Consider the following 14,878-nt stretch of genomic DNA (forward strand, 5'->3'; position numbering starts at 1 on the left):
ATTGGAATATTGATGAGAAAAACTACTACTTTATTAACCGCATTTCTCTTGACACTAAGTGTGGCAGGTTTTGCGCAGAAAAAGAGCAAAAAAAACACAAAAGATGAGCAAGTAGCTCAAAGTCAGCCCGCCAAACCCACTAAAAAAAGTCCATTTAAAAAGTATAGTGAAATCGTAACGGATGAAGCTATTTCAGATGACGGCTTGTTTATAATTCACAAAGTGGGAGAAAAAAGCTATTACGAAGTCCCATTTGATCTTTTCGAAAAGGACATGCTTTTAGTAAGTCGTATTTCAAAAATCGCTGACGGTTTAGGCGGTGGTTATACTACTGCGGGCTCAAAGTCAAATGAGCAAGTAATTCATTGGTCTAGAATTCAGAATAGCATCCTACTTCGATCCATTTCTTTTGATAATGTAGCTGCTGATTCACTTCCCATCAAGCTGTCTGTAGATGCAAATAATTACAATCCGATTTTAGCCTCATTCAAAATTGAAGGTTTTAATTCTGATTCTACAGCAGCTTTAATAGAAGTAACTGACCTATTCCTTTCAGATATCCCTGCATTAAGTGGATTATCTTCCTCCATGAGAAGAGAGTATCAAGTAAGGAATCTTGATAAAGAAAGAAGTTTCATAACTCGAATGGCTAGCTATCCGGAGAATATTGAAGTAAGACATGATATGACTTACAACGCTACTTCTCCTCCTTCAAACTCAAGTTCTGGTACAATTTCCATGGAAATGAGCCAGTCCATGTATTTACTTCCAGAAAAACCTATGCAAGCTAGACTTTATGATCAGCGTGTAGGATGGTTTACAGTTCGTCAAATTGATTATGGCTCCGAAGCATTGAAGTCCGATCAAAAAACTTACATCAGGAGATGGAGATTGGAACCAAAAGATCCTGAGGCATATGCAAGAGGCGAATTGGTAGAGCCTGTGAAACCAATTGTCTACTACCTAGATCCTGCCACTCCCACGAAATGGAGGAAATATTTCCGTCAAGGAATTGAAGATTGGCAGGTAGCCTTCGAAGCTGCTGGGTTTAAAAATGCGATCATCGCCAAGGATGCTCCCACTAAAGAAGAAGATCCGGATTGGAGTGCTGAAGATGCTAGGTATTCTACCGTGCGCTATGTTGCGACAACCACGCGAAATGCAATGGGTCCAAGTGTATCTGATCCTCGCTCTGGTGAAATCATAGAAAGTGATATCGTATGGTTTCACAACCACCTCCGTTCTTACAGAAATCGCTACATGCTAGAAACTGGTGCAGCAAATCCATCTGCGAGAACTTTGAATACCCAAGATGAAGAAATTGGTGAAATGATGAGAAGAGTAATTTCTCATGAAATTGGTCACGCTCTCGGGTTACCTCATAATATGAAAGCCTCCGCTGCTTACCCAACTGATTCTTTACGTTCGGCTTCATTTACACAAAAATGGGGTCTAGCGACTACCATAATGGATTACACACGCTATAACTATGTAGCACAACCGGGCGACGAAGGAGTTCGATGGGTACGAATGCTCGGACCATACGATAACTATGCGATCAACTGGGGTTATAGATACATACCTAATGCGGATTCTCCGGAAGCTGAAAAACCTATCCTGAATAGCTGGATAAGTGAAAAAGCTGGTGACCCTATGTACTTATTTGGACGCGGAAATTCTTTCGACCCAAGTGACCAAACAGAATCTGTAGGCGATGATCCTGTGAAAGCAAGTACCTATGGATTGGCAAATTTGAAAATTGTCGCTCCTAACTTGGCAAAATGGACAGCCACTTCCGGTGAAGGCTATGATGATCTAGAAGAATTATACGGAGAGTTAATCGGTGTTTGGAACCGGTTTGCAAACCATGTAATAACCAACATTGGCGGGGTTTATCAGGAATTAAAAACCACAGATCAAAGTGGGTATGTGTACACACCTATAGCTAAATCTGAGCAAGTAAAGGCAATGAAGTTTTTGAATGAGCATGTATTTACGACCCCTGACTGGTTGCTTCAAAAAGAAATACTCAATAACATAGGAGCCAGTGGTGCTGTAGCAGGAATAGGAAGCATGCAATCAAGGTTGCTTAGTAGCGTACTGAGAATGGATAGATTGGAGCGTTTAATTGAGAATGAAGCATTGAATGGTCCTTCTGTCTACACAATGACTCAAATGCTGGTTGACTTGAGGAAAGGCATATGGTCTGAGCTTTCTGGATCTCAGAATATTGATACTTTCCGCAGAAATCTTCAAAGAGCACATGTGGAGCGATTAGCTTCTTTGATGACTCAGGATGAGCGAAGCAGATCGGATGTCAGTGCTGCAGTTCGTGCAGAATTAAAGACTATCCAAACATCTGCTAGATCTGCAAGCACTAGATACAGTGCCGGCATAGTTCAAAATCACCTTCGTGATATTGATGCCCTGGTGGACTCAATACTTGATACTGAATAAGTTTACATGTAATTGCCCTTCTCAGTAAGGGCAATTACATATTTTTTGTTATCTCTATCTAGTAAGATTGCTGCCAGTTTGGTAAAAAAGTCAAGGACACTGACCTCATTGGCATTTACCATAAAATTATATACGATTATCCGCTAGGATTCCGGTCATCTTACACTTTTGCTTATTAGGTTGAAAGACCGCCTGATAGCTATTGGGAGACTGAAGACCGAAGTGGCCTCAGTTATGAATTTAAACTTTAACCAGCATTTTTTTGCCTCTTTACTGGTTGAAAATCGGATTTATATAAAAGTATATCAAGATTTTTTTGAATAATTCCATTTTAGTAGAAAGTTTTTAACTCCTTTATAATCAGTGTATTATAATAAACAGTAAATTTTCATATACCAAATACATTTTTATATGAAAAAGATTTTTAAAGTAGTAGCTTATTTGCTTGGAGTGGTTGTTGTTTTGATTGTTTGTGGAATTGCTTTTATCAATTTCACTTTCCCAAAAGTCAAGCCTGCACCAGAGCTAGCCATTAATCACAGTCCCGACCGAGTAGCTAGAGGAGCTTATCTTGCTAATCATGTGACGGTCTGTGTAGACTGCCATTCTACAAGGGACTTTTCCTTACTTTCTGGTCCAATCCAGCCTGGAACAATTGGATCAGGTGGAGACAGGTTCGATCAAAGTATGGGATTTCCAGGAGTATTCTATGCAAAAAATATTACTCCCTTCGGAATTTCTGATTACACAGATGGAGAGTTATACCGCCTCATCACCACAGGAGTGACTAATGAAGGCAGGGCGATGTTTCCCTTAATGCCATATCCTTTTTATGGCAAAATGGACCCTGAAGACATTTATGACATTATCGCTTATATCAGAAGTTTGGAGCCAATCGAAAATGAAATCCCAGACTCAAAGGCTGACTTCCCAGTAAATATCATTCTAAAAACAATCCCAAAAGACGCTGATCCTCAACCTAAGCCGGCAACGACTGACCAATTAGCCTATGGCAAATATCTAACAAATGTTGCGGCTTGCATGGAGTGTCATAGTCCTGTGGACGATCAAGGGACTATTCTTGCTGGAAAAGAATTCTCTGGAGGAAGGGAATTTGTTTTTCCCGATGGCTCAAAAGTCAGATCTGCTAATCTAACACAGGATCAACAAAGCGGTATTGGAAGCTGGTCTGAGGATATGTTTGTTGGTAAATTCAAGCAGTACCTGGATTCTGGATATCATTTGCCTAAAGTTCAGCCGGGAGAATTCAATACGATCATGCCTTGGGTGATGTATGCCGGAATGAAAGAAGCAGATTTGAAAGCTATCTATGCCTACCTAAAAACATTAGACCCTATTTCGAATCAAGTCGTAAAGTTCTCACCTCCAAGCGGGTCTTCCGAATAATTACCTATTTCAAAATTATTGAAACCTACCTCCTTTCTTACCGTAAATGAGGTAGGTTTTTCTTTTTAGATTGAATTTCCGATCTTTGCACACAGTATGAAATTACTCATCTCATCATTAATGCTCCTATTTTTCCTGACTGGTCAGATCAATCTGACTTTGGCAGCGCATTATTGTGGCGATGAGCTGAAAAGTACAGAGGTTTCTATTGCACCCGAAAAGACAGATTGTTGCGGAGCCAACCTAGCCCAGGATCCTGATTGCTGCACAGATGAATATGCATCATCAGATTCAGATGATTATTTTGGCAAAGCCCAATTCCAAGTTCATCTTTCTCCTGCTTTTATTTTGGCCTATGTGCTTACAATACCCGGCATTCAGGCGGAAGACACTCAAGTTTTCAACCCCAAATATCTTTTTCCAGATCTACCAGTTCCTGATCTGAATCTCCTTCATCAATCTTTCCTGATTTAAGATCTGCTTGACTTTTATTCGCCTTTGGCGAACTGTAATCTATTTACACACAAGTAATTCTTCATGAAGTCAGCATAACCTCTATAGGTTTTGCCAATTCTGTAGGATCACGAGATAACTTCAAATTCGTGAAATCAACAATTCTATTTATAACCTGCCTGGTTGCACCAGCTCTTTTATTTGCTCAAAGTAAAATAGAAGGAAAAGTACAATCAGCAGCTAACGAGCCTCTCATTGGGGCTAGCATCAAGCTTCTTGACAAAGAACAAGGTTCTATAACTGATTTGGAAGGCAACTTCAAATTAGAAAATATAGTACCAGCTGACCGTTTGGTTGTCACCTATATTGGCTACGAACCAGATACATTAGCTCCAGTTTTCAACCAAATAATGCTCATCACTCTTCAAGAAAGCGGTGAATCACTGGAAGGAGTGACTGTTCGTGCAAGATCCGAATCGGTGGTAGACGAAGCACCTTTTCTCAATATTCTGATTACAGAAAATGAGCTTCAGAAAGCAGCTTGCTGCAATCTCTCTGAGAGTTTTGAGACCAATGCTTCAGTAGATGTATCCTACGCAGATGCGGTGACCGGTACCAAAATGATCCAGATGATGGGCTTGGATGGCCGCTACGTCCTTATCAGCAGAGAAGGAATTCCGAATATCCGTGGTTTAAACTCCAGACTCGGAATGAATTTCGTACCTGGTACCTGGATTCAATCTATCGATGTGGGAAAAGGAGCAGGCTCAGTGATCAATGGCTACGAGTCGATGACTGGCCAGATTAATGTGGATCTTTTCAAGCCAGAATCCATGGATACTTGGTACCTCAATGGCTACCTGAATTCCTTTGGCAGAATGGAAATCAATGCAAATCATCAGATTCCCATTTCAGAGAAATGGAGCTCAGGTGTCATGTTTCATGCAAGTAATTTGAGCTCAGAAATCGACGGAAATGATGATGAATTTATGGATATCCCAAAAGCCAGGCAACTCAATTTCCTAAATCGGTACAAGTATGAAGGAGATAGACTGATGGCCCAGGTGGGCGTGAACCTATTTATGTCTGACAATGCCGGTGGACAAAAAGGTTTTGATTTCAATAGTGACCTTGCTACCAGTAGTATGTATGGCTATGAGATGGACACTAGAAAAGCTGAGATTTTTGGAAAACTAGGTATGATTTATCCTGAAAAACCTACTCAAAGTTGGGGTTTACAATACTCTCTTTCTTATCAGGACTTCAACGGAGGAGCAGGAAGAAGAATTTATGAAGGGATAGAAAAAACGGCCTACGCAAATTTCATTTATCAAAATGTCCTTGGTTCAAGCTTCCACCAGTATAAAACTGGGGCAAGTTTTCTATACGATGACTTTGAAGAAACCTTTGATTCCAACTCTCCAACTGGGCTGGATACGGCCATGTACAGAACAGAAAAAGTTCCTGGGCTTTTCTTCGAATATAATTACATCCCAAATGATCAAGTAACCATTGTAGCAGGATTAAGAACGGATTTTCATAATCTTTTTGGTACTTATTTCACTCCTAGAGTTCACGCGAGATGGGAATTTATTCCAAACTGGACTCTGAGAGGGTCTGTAGGAAAAGGATACCGTACGCCGAATGCTTTAATGGAAAACAGCTCGGTATGGATATCGGCAAGAGAATTGGTGTTCAATGCTGAATTGAAACCCGAAGAATCCTGGAATACAGGCGTAAGTGTAGCAGGTAGTTTTATGATCGATGATCGGCCACTGGGAATTGTTGCAGATTATTTTTACACAGACTTTATCAATCAACTGGTCTATGATCGAGATGTCAGTTCAGAACTACTTGTCATTAATAACCTGCATAGAGGTTCTTATGCCAATAGTTTCCAGATAGAAGCTAGCTATCCAATCACCGAAAGGCTCGAAGCAAAAGCTGCCTACAAGCATTATGAGATGATGATGACCACAAATGGAGTATTGCAGCAAATGCCACTTACTAGTCGTGACCGAGTATTTGCTAACTTATCTTATGCTACTTTGTATGACAAATGGAAAGCTGACATGACCGTGAACTGGAATGGTCCGATGCGTATTCCTAACACAAGTGAAAGCCCTGTGGAATTTCAGCAGCCAAATGAATCTCCTGATTTCTTTATGGTAAATGCTCAAATTAGCCGAGGGTTTCGCTGGGGTAGCATCTACCTAGGCGGAGAAAATATATTTAACTTCAAACAATCAAATCCAATCATAGATTCTGAAAATCCTTTTGGCTCAAATTTCGATGCATCCATGACTTGGGGGCCAATTGCAGGAAGAGTGATTTACACAGGAATCAGGTATAAAATCAACTAAGAAATCTTAAATATTAAACAGATGAAAAAATTAATCTTAACCTTCTTTATCGCTGCTTTTTCATTTGCGGCACAAGCGCAAGTAAAAACTATCGGCATCAAAACATCAGCTATATGCGAGATGTGTAAGGAAACGTTGGAAAAGGATTTAACCTTCGAAAAAGGAGTTAAGTCTGTGAACTTAGACTTGGAAACCAAGGTGCTGAACATTGCCTACCTGGATTCGAAGACAGACCCAGACAAGCTTAGAAAACGCATAACCATGGTCGGGTACAATGCAGACTCACTGAAGCGTGACCCAAAAGCATACGCTAAGCTTGACGAATGCTGTAAAGACGGCGCACATGATGACGACATACCTCATAAAAAAGATCATTAAATAATAGAAAGCTTCTCAGAAATGGGAAGCTTTTTTTTGTGGTTTTTAACCTCTCAAGTTCACGGAGGATCCTTGGAAGACTCAATAAGATATCACCCTTTCAGGGTTTTTGAAAAAATCTGTAAGGGTTAACTATCTAAAATCAATTCAACTCTTCGAGGTTGTTTATAAAACAACAATTTATTCTTAGACAAACTAAATACTCAAACCAGCACCAACTCAAACGGCCTAAACGCATCCAAAAGTGGATCAGAAGGATCAAGCTCTGTAACTAAAGTATGTACTGCACTCATATCACATGTCTTGTATTTTTGCACGGAATGTAGCTTATCGGAAACCGTCAAAATCACTGTCTTTTTTGCCGCTCGGATCATCGCTTGCTTCACTTGAATCACTTCCCAGTCAAATTCTGTCAACCCAAACTTAGCATCCAAATAGCCTGTACCCAGGATACACAGATCAACGCGAAGTTGAGAAAGCGCATTTACGACGGTCCCTCCCACTGCGAATTTGGCATCGTGCAAAAGTTTGCCACCAAGAAATATCACCTCTACATTTTCATGATCGAGCAAAGCCATTGCTACGTGCAAACTTGGCGTAAATACAGTTAAGTCCAGCTTTTTAGGAATAAGCTTAGCAACTTCCATATTAGTCGTTCCTCCACTCATGAGGATCACTTGCCCATCAGAGAGTAATGAGATAGTCTTTTCTGCAATGGATATTTTCTTAGACTTCAAATAGATATTTCCATCGTCTTTGGTGAACGTCATAAACCCAAAGGAAGTCGCCCCACCATGGACTTTCTTTAGCTTTTTCTCATTGTCTAACTCCTTCACATCCCGCCTTACGGTATCTATTGATACATTCAAAGATTCTGATAAGTCATTGAGTAAAACTCTATGATGAAGATGGACTTGATCCAAAATATACTTCTGTCGTTCTTCTTTGAGCATGGAATAATAGTGTTTAGTTTGGGAAAGTAAGAAAAACAGCAAAAACTTGCAAAATTATTCATGAGTTGAAAAATCCAGCAAAAAATTGCGCTCATTCCTTGCCTATCCTCCAAATTTCTGGGTAGTTTAGCTGTGAAAAGCAATATTACCCCACCTTGAATTCGCGCACAAAATCCTATACAAAACCATGAATATCAATTCATTAAATACGATTTTCATTCTAACCGCAATCTGTATTCTTTCACTTTTTCAGATTTCCTGCAGCCCAAAACCCACCTTCCGAATTATAGAAAAACCAATCACATGGAATCAAGATCGGGAAGAACTTTCATTGAAATACCTCAAAGATCGTCATGGGCTAGATCAAGAAACTGCTTCCATTGACCCCAAAATGGTGGTATTTCACTGGACTGCTATTGATAATATCGAAGTGACATTTGATGTATTTGATGCCCCAACATTAGCCGGAAGAGCAGATCTGACTGGCGCGAGTAACTTAAATGTTTCCAGTCAGTTTCTCATTGATCGCGACGGCACGATTTTTAGGCTATTGCCGGACACTACATTTGCCAGACACACAATTGGTCTGAATTACCTTGCGATTGGTGTAGAAAATATTGGAGGTGATGATATGCCACTGACTAAAAAGCAGCTGAAAGCCAACGAAGACTTGATCAGATATCTGGAAAGAAAATATGCCATTGAATACGTCATTGGACATCATGAATACCAAAACTTCCAGTCTACAGATCTTTGGAAAGAAGCAGATCCAGACTATCGCACGGTAAAAACCGATCCAGGAGAAAGCTTTATGAAGAAACTCCGAAAAAATCTGGAAGATTTAAATTTGAAACCTGTACCAACGCTCTGATTACCCATTTATGAAATCGAGCAAAGCTCAAGCGTCACAATGTGGAATGCATCTAAATCCTGTGAGATTCCATGTGCCCACCGAAAAAAATTATTATCACATGAAATTCCTTTCTAGGCATCTCTTTCTCATTTTGGCATTTGGCCTCCTATTTTCTGCCTGTAAAACACAAAAACCTGCTTCGTCTGGAACAAGACCCACAGGCACCATAGGCAATTCACCGAACACTCCAACAAGTGGGGCGAGTCTCCCTGAAAAGCCCCTAACTATGGCCCCAGTTGCTTTGCAGCCACTTACTTATCAAATGCAGGAAATGCCGCGGGAATTTCGTGGAGTGTGGATCGCGACCGTGGCAAATATCGATTGGCCTATTTCTCCGGATGATGCCTACACCAAGCAAAAGCAGGATTTCATCAACTTATTGGATTATTACAAAAACCTTAATTTTAACGCAGTAATCGTTCAAGTTAGAACTGCAGGCGATGCTTTTTACCCAAGTAATCTAGCTCCTTGGTCTAAATACCTGACAGGAAAACAAGGGAAAGCCCCTAACACTTCGGAAAACCCATTGACTTGGATGATTCAGGAAGCTCACGCAAGAGGACTGGAATTCCATGCATGGCTCAATCCTTACCGGGCCACAATGAATCTAAACACGGCAGACCTTAGCCCAGACCACGATTATAATTTGCACCGTGACTGGATGCTGAAATACGACACTAAGTATTATTACAATCCTGGTTTGCCTGAGGTGAAGGCTCATTTATTAGCAGTGATTAAGGAAATTGTAGATAACTATGACATCGATGCCATTCACTTTGATGACTATTTCTATCCCTATAAAGTTGCTAAGTTGGATTTCCCGGATAAAGTCACCTATGACAAATACAAAAAGCCTGGCCAATCACAGGATAATTGGAGACGAGACAACGTCAACCAATTGATTTTGGCACTGAACCAAACCATCAAGCAAAGTAAACCTTGGGTGCAGTTTGGCATTTCCCCATTTGGTGTTTGGAGAAATCAAGACAAAGATCCCAAAGGTTCACCAACCCGTGCTGGACAAACCAATTATGATGATCTCTATGCAGATGTCTTACTTTGGATGAAAAATGGCTGGGTAGATTACATGATTCCTCAACTCTATTGGAGCATGGATCATAAGCTGGCTTCACACAGAATCCTAAATGACTGGTGGGCGAAAAACCATTATAACACCAATATTTACATAGGAAATGGCCCATACAAAATCCGGGATGACTCCGACGCTGCGTGGGACAACCCTCGTGAGATAAACAATCAAATTTCATACACTCGTACGCTTCCAACTATTCAGGGAAATGCTTTTTTCTCGGCAAAGTCCATGAAAATCAAAAATCAGGATGTTGCTCAATTGCTGAAAAGTGAGTTGTATAACGAGCCTACTTTGCCTCCGTCATTCCAACCTAAAAGTCCATCAATCATAGATACACCGGTTGTGTTTAGTGTAGAGGCCAATTCAGAAATGACAACTATTCGCATGGCAAACCCACTTGACCCTGCAATTCGCTATGCATTGATCCAAGGTGCAAACGATCTAAATAAGCTAGCTGATTCAGAAATTCACCCTGTCTGGGTAGGTGGAATGCGAGCTAGAACTTTGGAAGTGAAAAGTTTGAACACGGAATACCTAGCCATTCGATGGATAGACCATTACGGTAGAATCGTCCAAACACAAGTTTACCAAATCCCCTAAATCACTCCTTATGAAAGACATGCTTGTCCGATTGATCGGTTTGCCGGATGTTTCTCTTGAAGAAGCACGCCTGTTGAAAAAGGAGAAAGTTGTCTTTCGCAGAGCAATAGCGCCCGAGAAACACTTAGTGAGCGATTGGGTATTGGAGCATTTCGGAGAATATTGGCAGTCAGAAGTAGAAGTAGCTTTTAGCAGACAGCCTATCTCATGCTGGCTTGCGCAAAGAGGAAATGAAATCCTGGGATTTGCCTGCTATGAGAGCACAGCAAAAAACTTTTTTGGACCAACTGGCACTCTGGAATCTGAGCGAGGAAAAGGAATTGGTAAAATTCTCCTCATAAAATCACTGGAATCCATGAGAGAAATAGGCTATGCATATGCTATCATTGGGGGTGTCGGACCGGCAGAATTTTACGAAAAGACAGTTAACGCGAAAATAATAGATGGATCTGAAGTAAGTATTTACGAAAATCTGATCCGCAAATCATGAGCAAATCCACTCAAAGAACTCCATGGGTCTGGATTCCTTCACTTTACATGACTGAAGGAATTCCGTATATCGTCATCATCGTCGTATCGGTAATTATGTACAAAAAGCTCGGTGTCTCCAATTCTGATATCGGATTGTACACCAGTTTACTTTACTTGCCATGGGTGATCAAACCTATCTGGAGCCCGATTGTAGATCTTATTGGCACCAAAAGGAAATGGTTTCTAAGCATGCAACTAGTTCTTGCCCTAGTATTTTTGGGAGTTGGACTGACTACTGCTGGCAGCAATTTCTTTTTTATGACACTGGCATTTTTCTGGATGGGAGCTTTTGCTTCTGCCACGAATGACATTGCCTCAGACGGAATGTATCTCATCGCTCTAAAACCTGAGCAGCAGTCTTTCTTTGTGGGTTTACGAGGAACATTCTATCGCATTGGAATGATTACAGGGCAAGGTCTGATAGTCATGGTCGCCGGATATTTGGAAACTTCATTGGGAGATAATACTAAGGCATGGTCCTTTACTATGATCATCGTGGCAGTTTTGATGATTATTCTAACCGCGATCAATTATTTCTCTACTCCAAAAGTAGAAGAAGAATCCAAAGAGAAAACTACTCAGGAAGCTAGCTTTGGAAAAGTATTTACCACCTTTTTCACCAAGAAAAACATAGGACTCTCGCTGGCTTTTGTCCTTCTCTATAGACTCGGAGAGTCTCAGTTGGTGAAAATGGCTTCTCCGTTTTTACTAGATGTCAAAGAAAAAGGAGGATTGGCCTTAAGCACTTCTGCAGTGGGATTTATGTACGGAACTATCGGAGTGATCGCTTTGCTACTTGGGGGAATTCTTGGCGGAATAGCCATTTCCAGAGATGGGTTGGGCAAGTGGATGATCCCGATGGCCCTTTCACTTAACCTTCCAAATCTACTCTACATAGCCTTGGCATATTTTCAACCTGAGAATATATTCTTTGCTGGAACGGTCGTGGTCGTTGAGCAATTTGGTTATGGTTTTGGGTTCGCTGCCTATATGATATTTCTGATTTATTTAGCCGAAGGCCTCTTCAAAACTTCCCATTATGCATTAGCGACCGGCTTTATGGCAATGGGAATGATGTTTCCAGGAATGCTTTCCGGCTACATTCAAGAATGGCTGGGCTACACTGGATTCTTTGTCTGGGTGGGAATTGCGATGATCCCAGCGCTAGCCATCGCTGCAAGTGTGAAGTATCCAAAGGAGTTTGGGAAGAAACTAGAGTGATTTCGGAATTCGGATTTACGATTTACGAGACTCATAGGCACTTCAGTCAAAACCTCTATTTCTAACTCTTCGACTTAGCTCAGAGTGACTTCAAGAAGATAACTGGCTACTAAGAATAATTTTGCAATCTTTCAATTTTCAAATCTTTCAATGAATTTCCACCAAAAAATCGCCCAATGCTTCTCTCCTGCTGCATTTATTCATGACACAGAGGAAAATTACCAAGCAATTGAAAAACTGATTCTTGATCAGGAAATCGGCGGATTGACATTTTTCCATAGCAGACATTCGGCTGCTGCAAATTTCGAAAAGCGGGCGGAAGTATTGGATGTCAGTGGCACTTTGGAGAAAATGATTGGGCTGATCAACCGCTATCAAGCCATATCAAAAACACCTTTACTAATCAGCATTGACGGAGAATATGGTCTGGCAATGCGAATAGAGAAAACTCCTCAATATCCTTTTGCGATTACTCTTGGAGCTATCACCGAAAATGCATCAGAACTACTAGAGGAGGTTGGCTTTAGAATTGGTCTGGACATGAAAAAGGCTGGAATTCACCTAAACTTAGCTCCTTGCTCCGATGTAAATACCAATCCAAACAATCCGGTGATTGGCTACAGATCCTTTGGCACAGATCCCCAAAAAGTAGCTGAGCTATCACTAGCAATGTATCAAGGAATGAAAAAGGCTGGAATTGGAGCTTGTCTGAAACATTTCCCAGGACATGGAGATACGCAAACGGATTCTCATTTAGGCCTTCCAGTCATTTTGAAGACAAAGGAAGAACTGGAAAAAGAAGAACTAATACCTTTTCAACATGGAATAGATCAAGGTGTAGAAATGATCATGGTTGGGCATCTGGCGGCGCCGGCATTGTCTGGAGGAAAGGAAATCGCCGCAAGTATCTCTCGTGAGGTCATTACTGATTTACTAAAAGTCGAGATGGGATTTGATGGAATCGTCATCTCTGATGCACTTAATATGAAAGCAGTTGCTGACTTGTTTCCAGAGCCTGGCCAACTCGAATGGGAAGCCTTCCATGCAGGCAATGATATTTTATGTTTTTCGGATCACGTGAAAGAAGGAATTGAGCAGATTTCTAAAAATGCCTCTGAGGAAGAAATTGAAGAGGTATTTAAGAAAATATGGACGCTTAAAAAGCAGTTGGGAGTGTTTGATTTTAAGTCTTTAGATCTTCCTAAGTTCGATTGGGAAAGTCATTCAGCATTACAATCCCAGCTTGCAATAGAATACGTTTCTCTTGTATCTGGGAAAATTGATTCTGAAGAACTGAGGAAATTGGCAAGTGAAGGTAAACTTGCTCTTCAGAGTTTCTACGAAAAAGAGGAATCAGTTTTCTCAAAAAAGCTTAATCAAAAATTTGCTACAGATTTAATTAAAATTTCGCTTGAAAAAGCTGAAAAAGTAATCATTTCTCTTTTTGTCCCCTCCCACAAACCACTGAATCAGTTTGGAGTGGAGGAAGACATTTTGGCTGAAATCAAAAACCTAGCTCAAACCAAGTCATGCATTTTGGTTCATTTTGGAAATCCTTTGGCGCTAAAACATCTTGGAAATCTTACTGATTTTGAAGCTGTGATTTGTGGCTATCAAAGTTTTGAGGAAGCTCAGGAGGTTGCTAGTAAAATTTTCTGAAAGGTTTTTTAAACCGCAAAGTGCACTGAGCTATTGCGGAGATTCGCAGGGATACTTATATCCAAGATTATTCAAGACTCTTTGCTTTCAAACTGGTATCCTGCTTCAGGGGAAGCAGGACAACTATAATGCCTCTGTGGTAAAAACAAAAAAAAGCCGGCTCCCTTTCGGAAAACCGGCTCTAAAGAAATCATCACGCATTTGTCGCTGGGTTAATCAGCTCCATCTACATTCTGACTTCTTATACTTAAATATTTTCGATATCTATTTCAGTCTTCACCAAAACGGCATCTTCTCGTTGATCTTTCGTCTTGCCTAAGGTTTTATCAGCAAAATCCTTCAAAGAGTTGTTCTCTCCATTGTCATTCTGATTTTCAAACATTGACATGGAATCATTTAGCAGTTCTAATTGAAAATCAATAAAAGCTTCATCAAACTCTTCTCCTGACAACATTTCCAATTCATCAAATTTAGCCTGCATAGCACTGGAAATTTCTGATGAAATTTCTACATCCGTATCCGCAAGAAGTCCTTCTAGCTCTGTTATACTTTCTGTATTTTCAGTAGTTAGCATAGTACCATATTCTAGCACAGAATCGTCTTCTCCATTATCGAGAGCCAATTGACCAAAATCGATTTGGGCATTTAGGTACTGAGAAGAAGACATAGCGAAGTTTCTGTCCTGCTGATTATAGGTATTCAGAATCGGATCATCCTCATCATCTTCGCATGATGTCATTCCGACTAGACAAAATGCGGAAAGCATAACAGCACCGGTAATTCTTGCTTTTCGGCTAAAGGTGTTCGTTGCGGGTTGGTTTACATTAGTTGTTCTCATAAGAAAATTAGT

At 40.6% G+C, this 14,878-nt stretch carries 12 protein-coding genes; 10 read left to right on the forward strand and 2 right to left on the reverse strand.

Translation table 11 applies throughout. The features are described from left to right. The first annotated feature begins 12 nt into the window (after positions 1-12). The 5 genes from QOL76_RS09780 (at position 13) to QOL76_RS09800 (ending at position 7,058) form a co-directional block, all read left to right on the forward strand. Entirely contained in the window at positions 13-2,457 is a 2,445-nt protein-coding gene (locus tag QOL76_RS09780; RefSeq protein WP_283412775.1) for a zinc-dependent metalloprotease, read from the forward strand. Between the two features lie 411 nt (positions 2,458-2,868). Then, positions 2,869-3,864, forward strand: a complete 996-nt coding sequence (locus QOL76_RS09785; RefSeq protein ID WP_283412776.1) for a cytochrome c family protein — start codon at positions 2,869-2,871, stop codon at positions 3,862-3,864. 96 nt (positions 3,865-3,960) lie between these two features. Next, the gene (locus QOL76_RS09790) at positions 3,961-4,338 is read left to right on the forward strand and encodes an HYC_CC_PP family protein (protein ID WP_417281674.1); all 378 of its coding nucleotides are present in this window, start codon (positions 3,961-3,963) and stop codon (positions 4,336-4,338) included. A gap of 128 nt (positions 4,339-4,466) precedes the next feature. Further along, positions 4,467-6,680, forward strand: a complete 2,214-nt coding sequence (locus QOL76_RS09795) for a TonB-dependent receptor plug domain-containing protein (protein WP_283412778.1) — start codon at positions 4,467-4,469, stop codon at positions 6,678-6,680. A gap of 21 nt (positions 6,681-6,701) precedes the next feature. Next, positions 6,702-7,058, forward strand: coding sequence for a heavy-metal-associated domain-containing protein (locus QOL76_RS09800; protein ID WP_283412779.1), 357 nt, complete (start codon positions 6,702-6,704; stop codon positions 7,056-7,058). Positions 7,059-7,261: 203 nt separating this feature from the next. On the opposite strand, the gene QOL76_RS09805 is transcribed toward QOL76_RS09800, so the two are convergent. Then, positions 7,262-8,011: a DeoR/GlpR family DNA-binding transcription regulator gene (locus QOL76_RS09805; RefSeq protein ID WP_283412780.1), complete on the reverse strand. Its 750-nt coding sequence runs from the start codon at positions 8,009-8,011 to the stop codon at positions 7,262-7,264. Between the two features lie 187 nt (positions 8,012-8,198). Between QOL76_RS09805 and QOL76_RS09810 the strand changes: the two genes are divergently transcribed. The 5 genes from QOL76_RS09810 (at position 8,199) to QOL76_RS09830 (ending at position 14,028) form a co-directional block, all read left to right on the forward strand. Then, a complete protein-coding gene (locus QOL76_RS09810) occupies positions 8,199-8,882 on the forward strand; it encodes a peptidoglycan recognition protein family protein (RefSeq protein ID WP_283412781.1) in 684 nt (227 codons plus the stop codon). 100 nt (positions 8,883-8,982) lie between these two features. Beyond that, entirely contained in the window at positions 8,983-10,617 is a 1,635-nt protein-coding gene (locus QOL76_RS09815) for a glycoside hydrolase family 10-like protein (protein ID WP_283412782.1), read from the forward strand. 10 nt (positions 10,618-10,627) lie between these two features. Beyond that, the gene (locus QOL76_RS09820) at positions 10,628-11,107 is read left to right on the forward strand and encodes a GNAT family N-acetyltransferase (protein WP_283412783.1); all 480 of its coding nucleotides are present in this window, start codon (positions 10,628-10,630) and stop codon (positions 11,105-11,107) included. After that, positions 11,104-12,369 carry an MFS transporter gene (locus QOL76_RS09825; protein ID WP_283412784.1) on the forward strand — a complete coding sequence of 422 codons (1,266 nt, stop codon included), beginning with the start codon at positions 11,104-11,106 and terminating at the stop codon, positions 12,367-12,369. Before QOL76_RS09820 ends, QOL76_RS09825 begins: the two co-directional genes overlap by 4 nt. A gap of 150 nt (positions 12,370-12,519) precedes the next feature. Further along, complete coding sequence (locus tag QOL76_RS09830) at positions 12,520-14,028, forward strand: glycoside hydrolase family 3 protein (protein ID WP_283412785.1); 1,509 nt, start codon at positions 12,520-12,522, stop codon at positions 14,026-14,028. A gap of 247 nt (positions 14,029-14,275) precedes the next feature. Here QOL76_RS09830 and QOL76_RS09835 read toward each other — a convergent pair whose 3' ends face one another. Continuing rightward, positions 14,276-14,866: a DUF4142 domain-containing protein gene (locus tag QOL76_RS09835; RefSeq protein ID WP_283412786.1), complete on the reverse strand. Its 591-nt coding sequence runs from the start codon at positions 14,864-14,866 to the stop codon at positions 14,276-14,278. Between the last annotated feature and the right edge of the window lie 12 nt (positions 14,867-14,878).

It is taken from the genome of Algoriphagus winogradskyi (assembly GCF_900182815.1).
GTDB classification, from domain to species: domain Bacteria; phylum Bacteroidota; class Bacteroidia; order Cytophagales; family Cyclobacteriaceae; genus Algoriphagus; species Algoriphagus winogradskyi.

Coding starts and splice junctions, on each gene's coding strand:
- QOL76_RS09780 (WP_283412775.1), top strand. CDS start 13: ATGAGAAAAACTACTACTTTATTAACCGCATTTCTCTTGACACTAAGT.
- QOL76_RS09785 (WP_283412776.1), top strand. CDS start 2,869: ATGAAAAAGATTTTTAAAGTAGTAGCTTATTTGCTTGGAGTGGTTGTT.
- QOL76_RS09790 (WP_417281674.1), top strand. CDS start 3,961: ATGAAATTACTCATCTCATCATTAATGCTCCTATTTTTCCTGACTGGT.
- QOL76_RS09800 (WP_283412779.1), top strand. CDS start 6,702: ATGAAAAAATTAATCTTAACCTTCTTTATCGCTGCTTTTTCATTTGCG.
- QOL76_RS09805 (WP_283412780.1), bottom strand. CDS start 8,011: ATGCTCAAAGAAGAACGACAGAAGTATATTTTGGATCAAGTCCATCTT.
- QOL76_RS09810 (WP_283412781.1), top strand. CDS start 8,199: ATGAATATCAATTCATTAAATACGATTTTCATTCTAACCGCAATCTGT.
- QOL76_RS09815 (WP_283412782.1), top strand. CDS start 8,983: ATGAAATTCCTTTCTAGGCATCTCTTTCTCATTTTGGCATTTGGCCTC.
- QOL76_RS09820 (WP_283412783.1), top strand. CDS start 10,628: ATGAAAGACATGCTTGTCCGATTGATCGGTTTGCCGGATGTTTCTCTT.
- QOL76_RS09825 (WP_283412784.1), top strand. CDS start 11,104: ATGAGCAAATCCACTCAAAGAACTCCATGGGTCTGGATTCCTTCACTT.
- QOL76_RS09830 (WP_283412785.1), top strand. CDS start 12,520: ATGAATTTCCACCAAAAAATCGCCCAATGCTTCTCTCCTGCTGCATTT.
- QOL76_RS09835 (WP_283412786.1), bottom strand. CDS start 14,866: ATGAGAACAACTAATGTAAACCAACCCGCAACGAACACCTTTAGCCGA.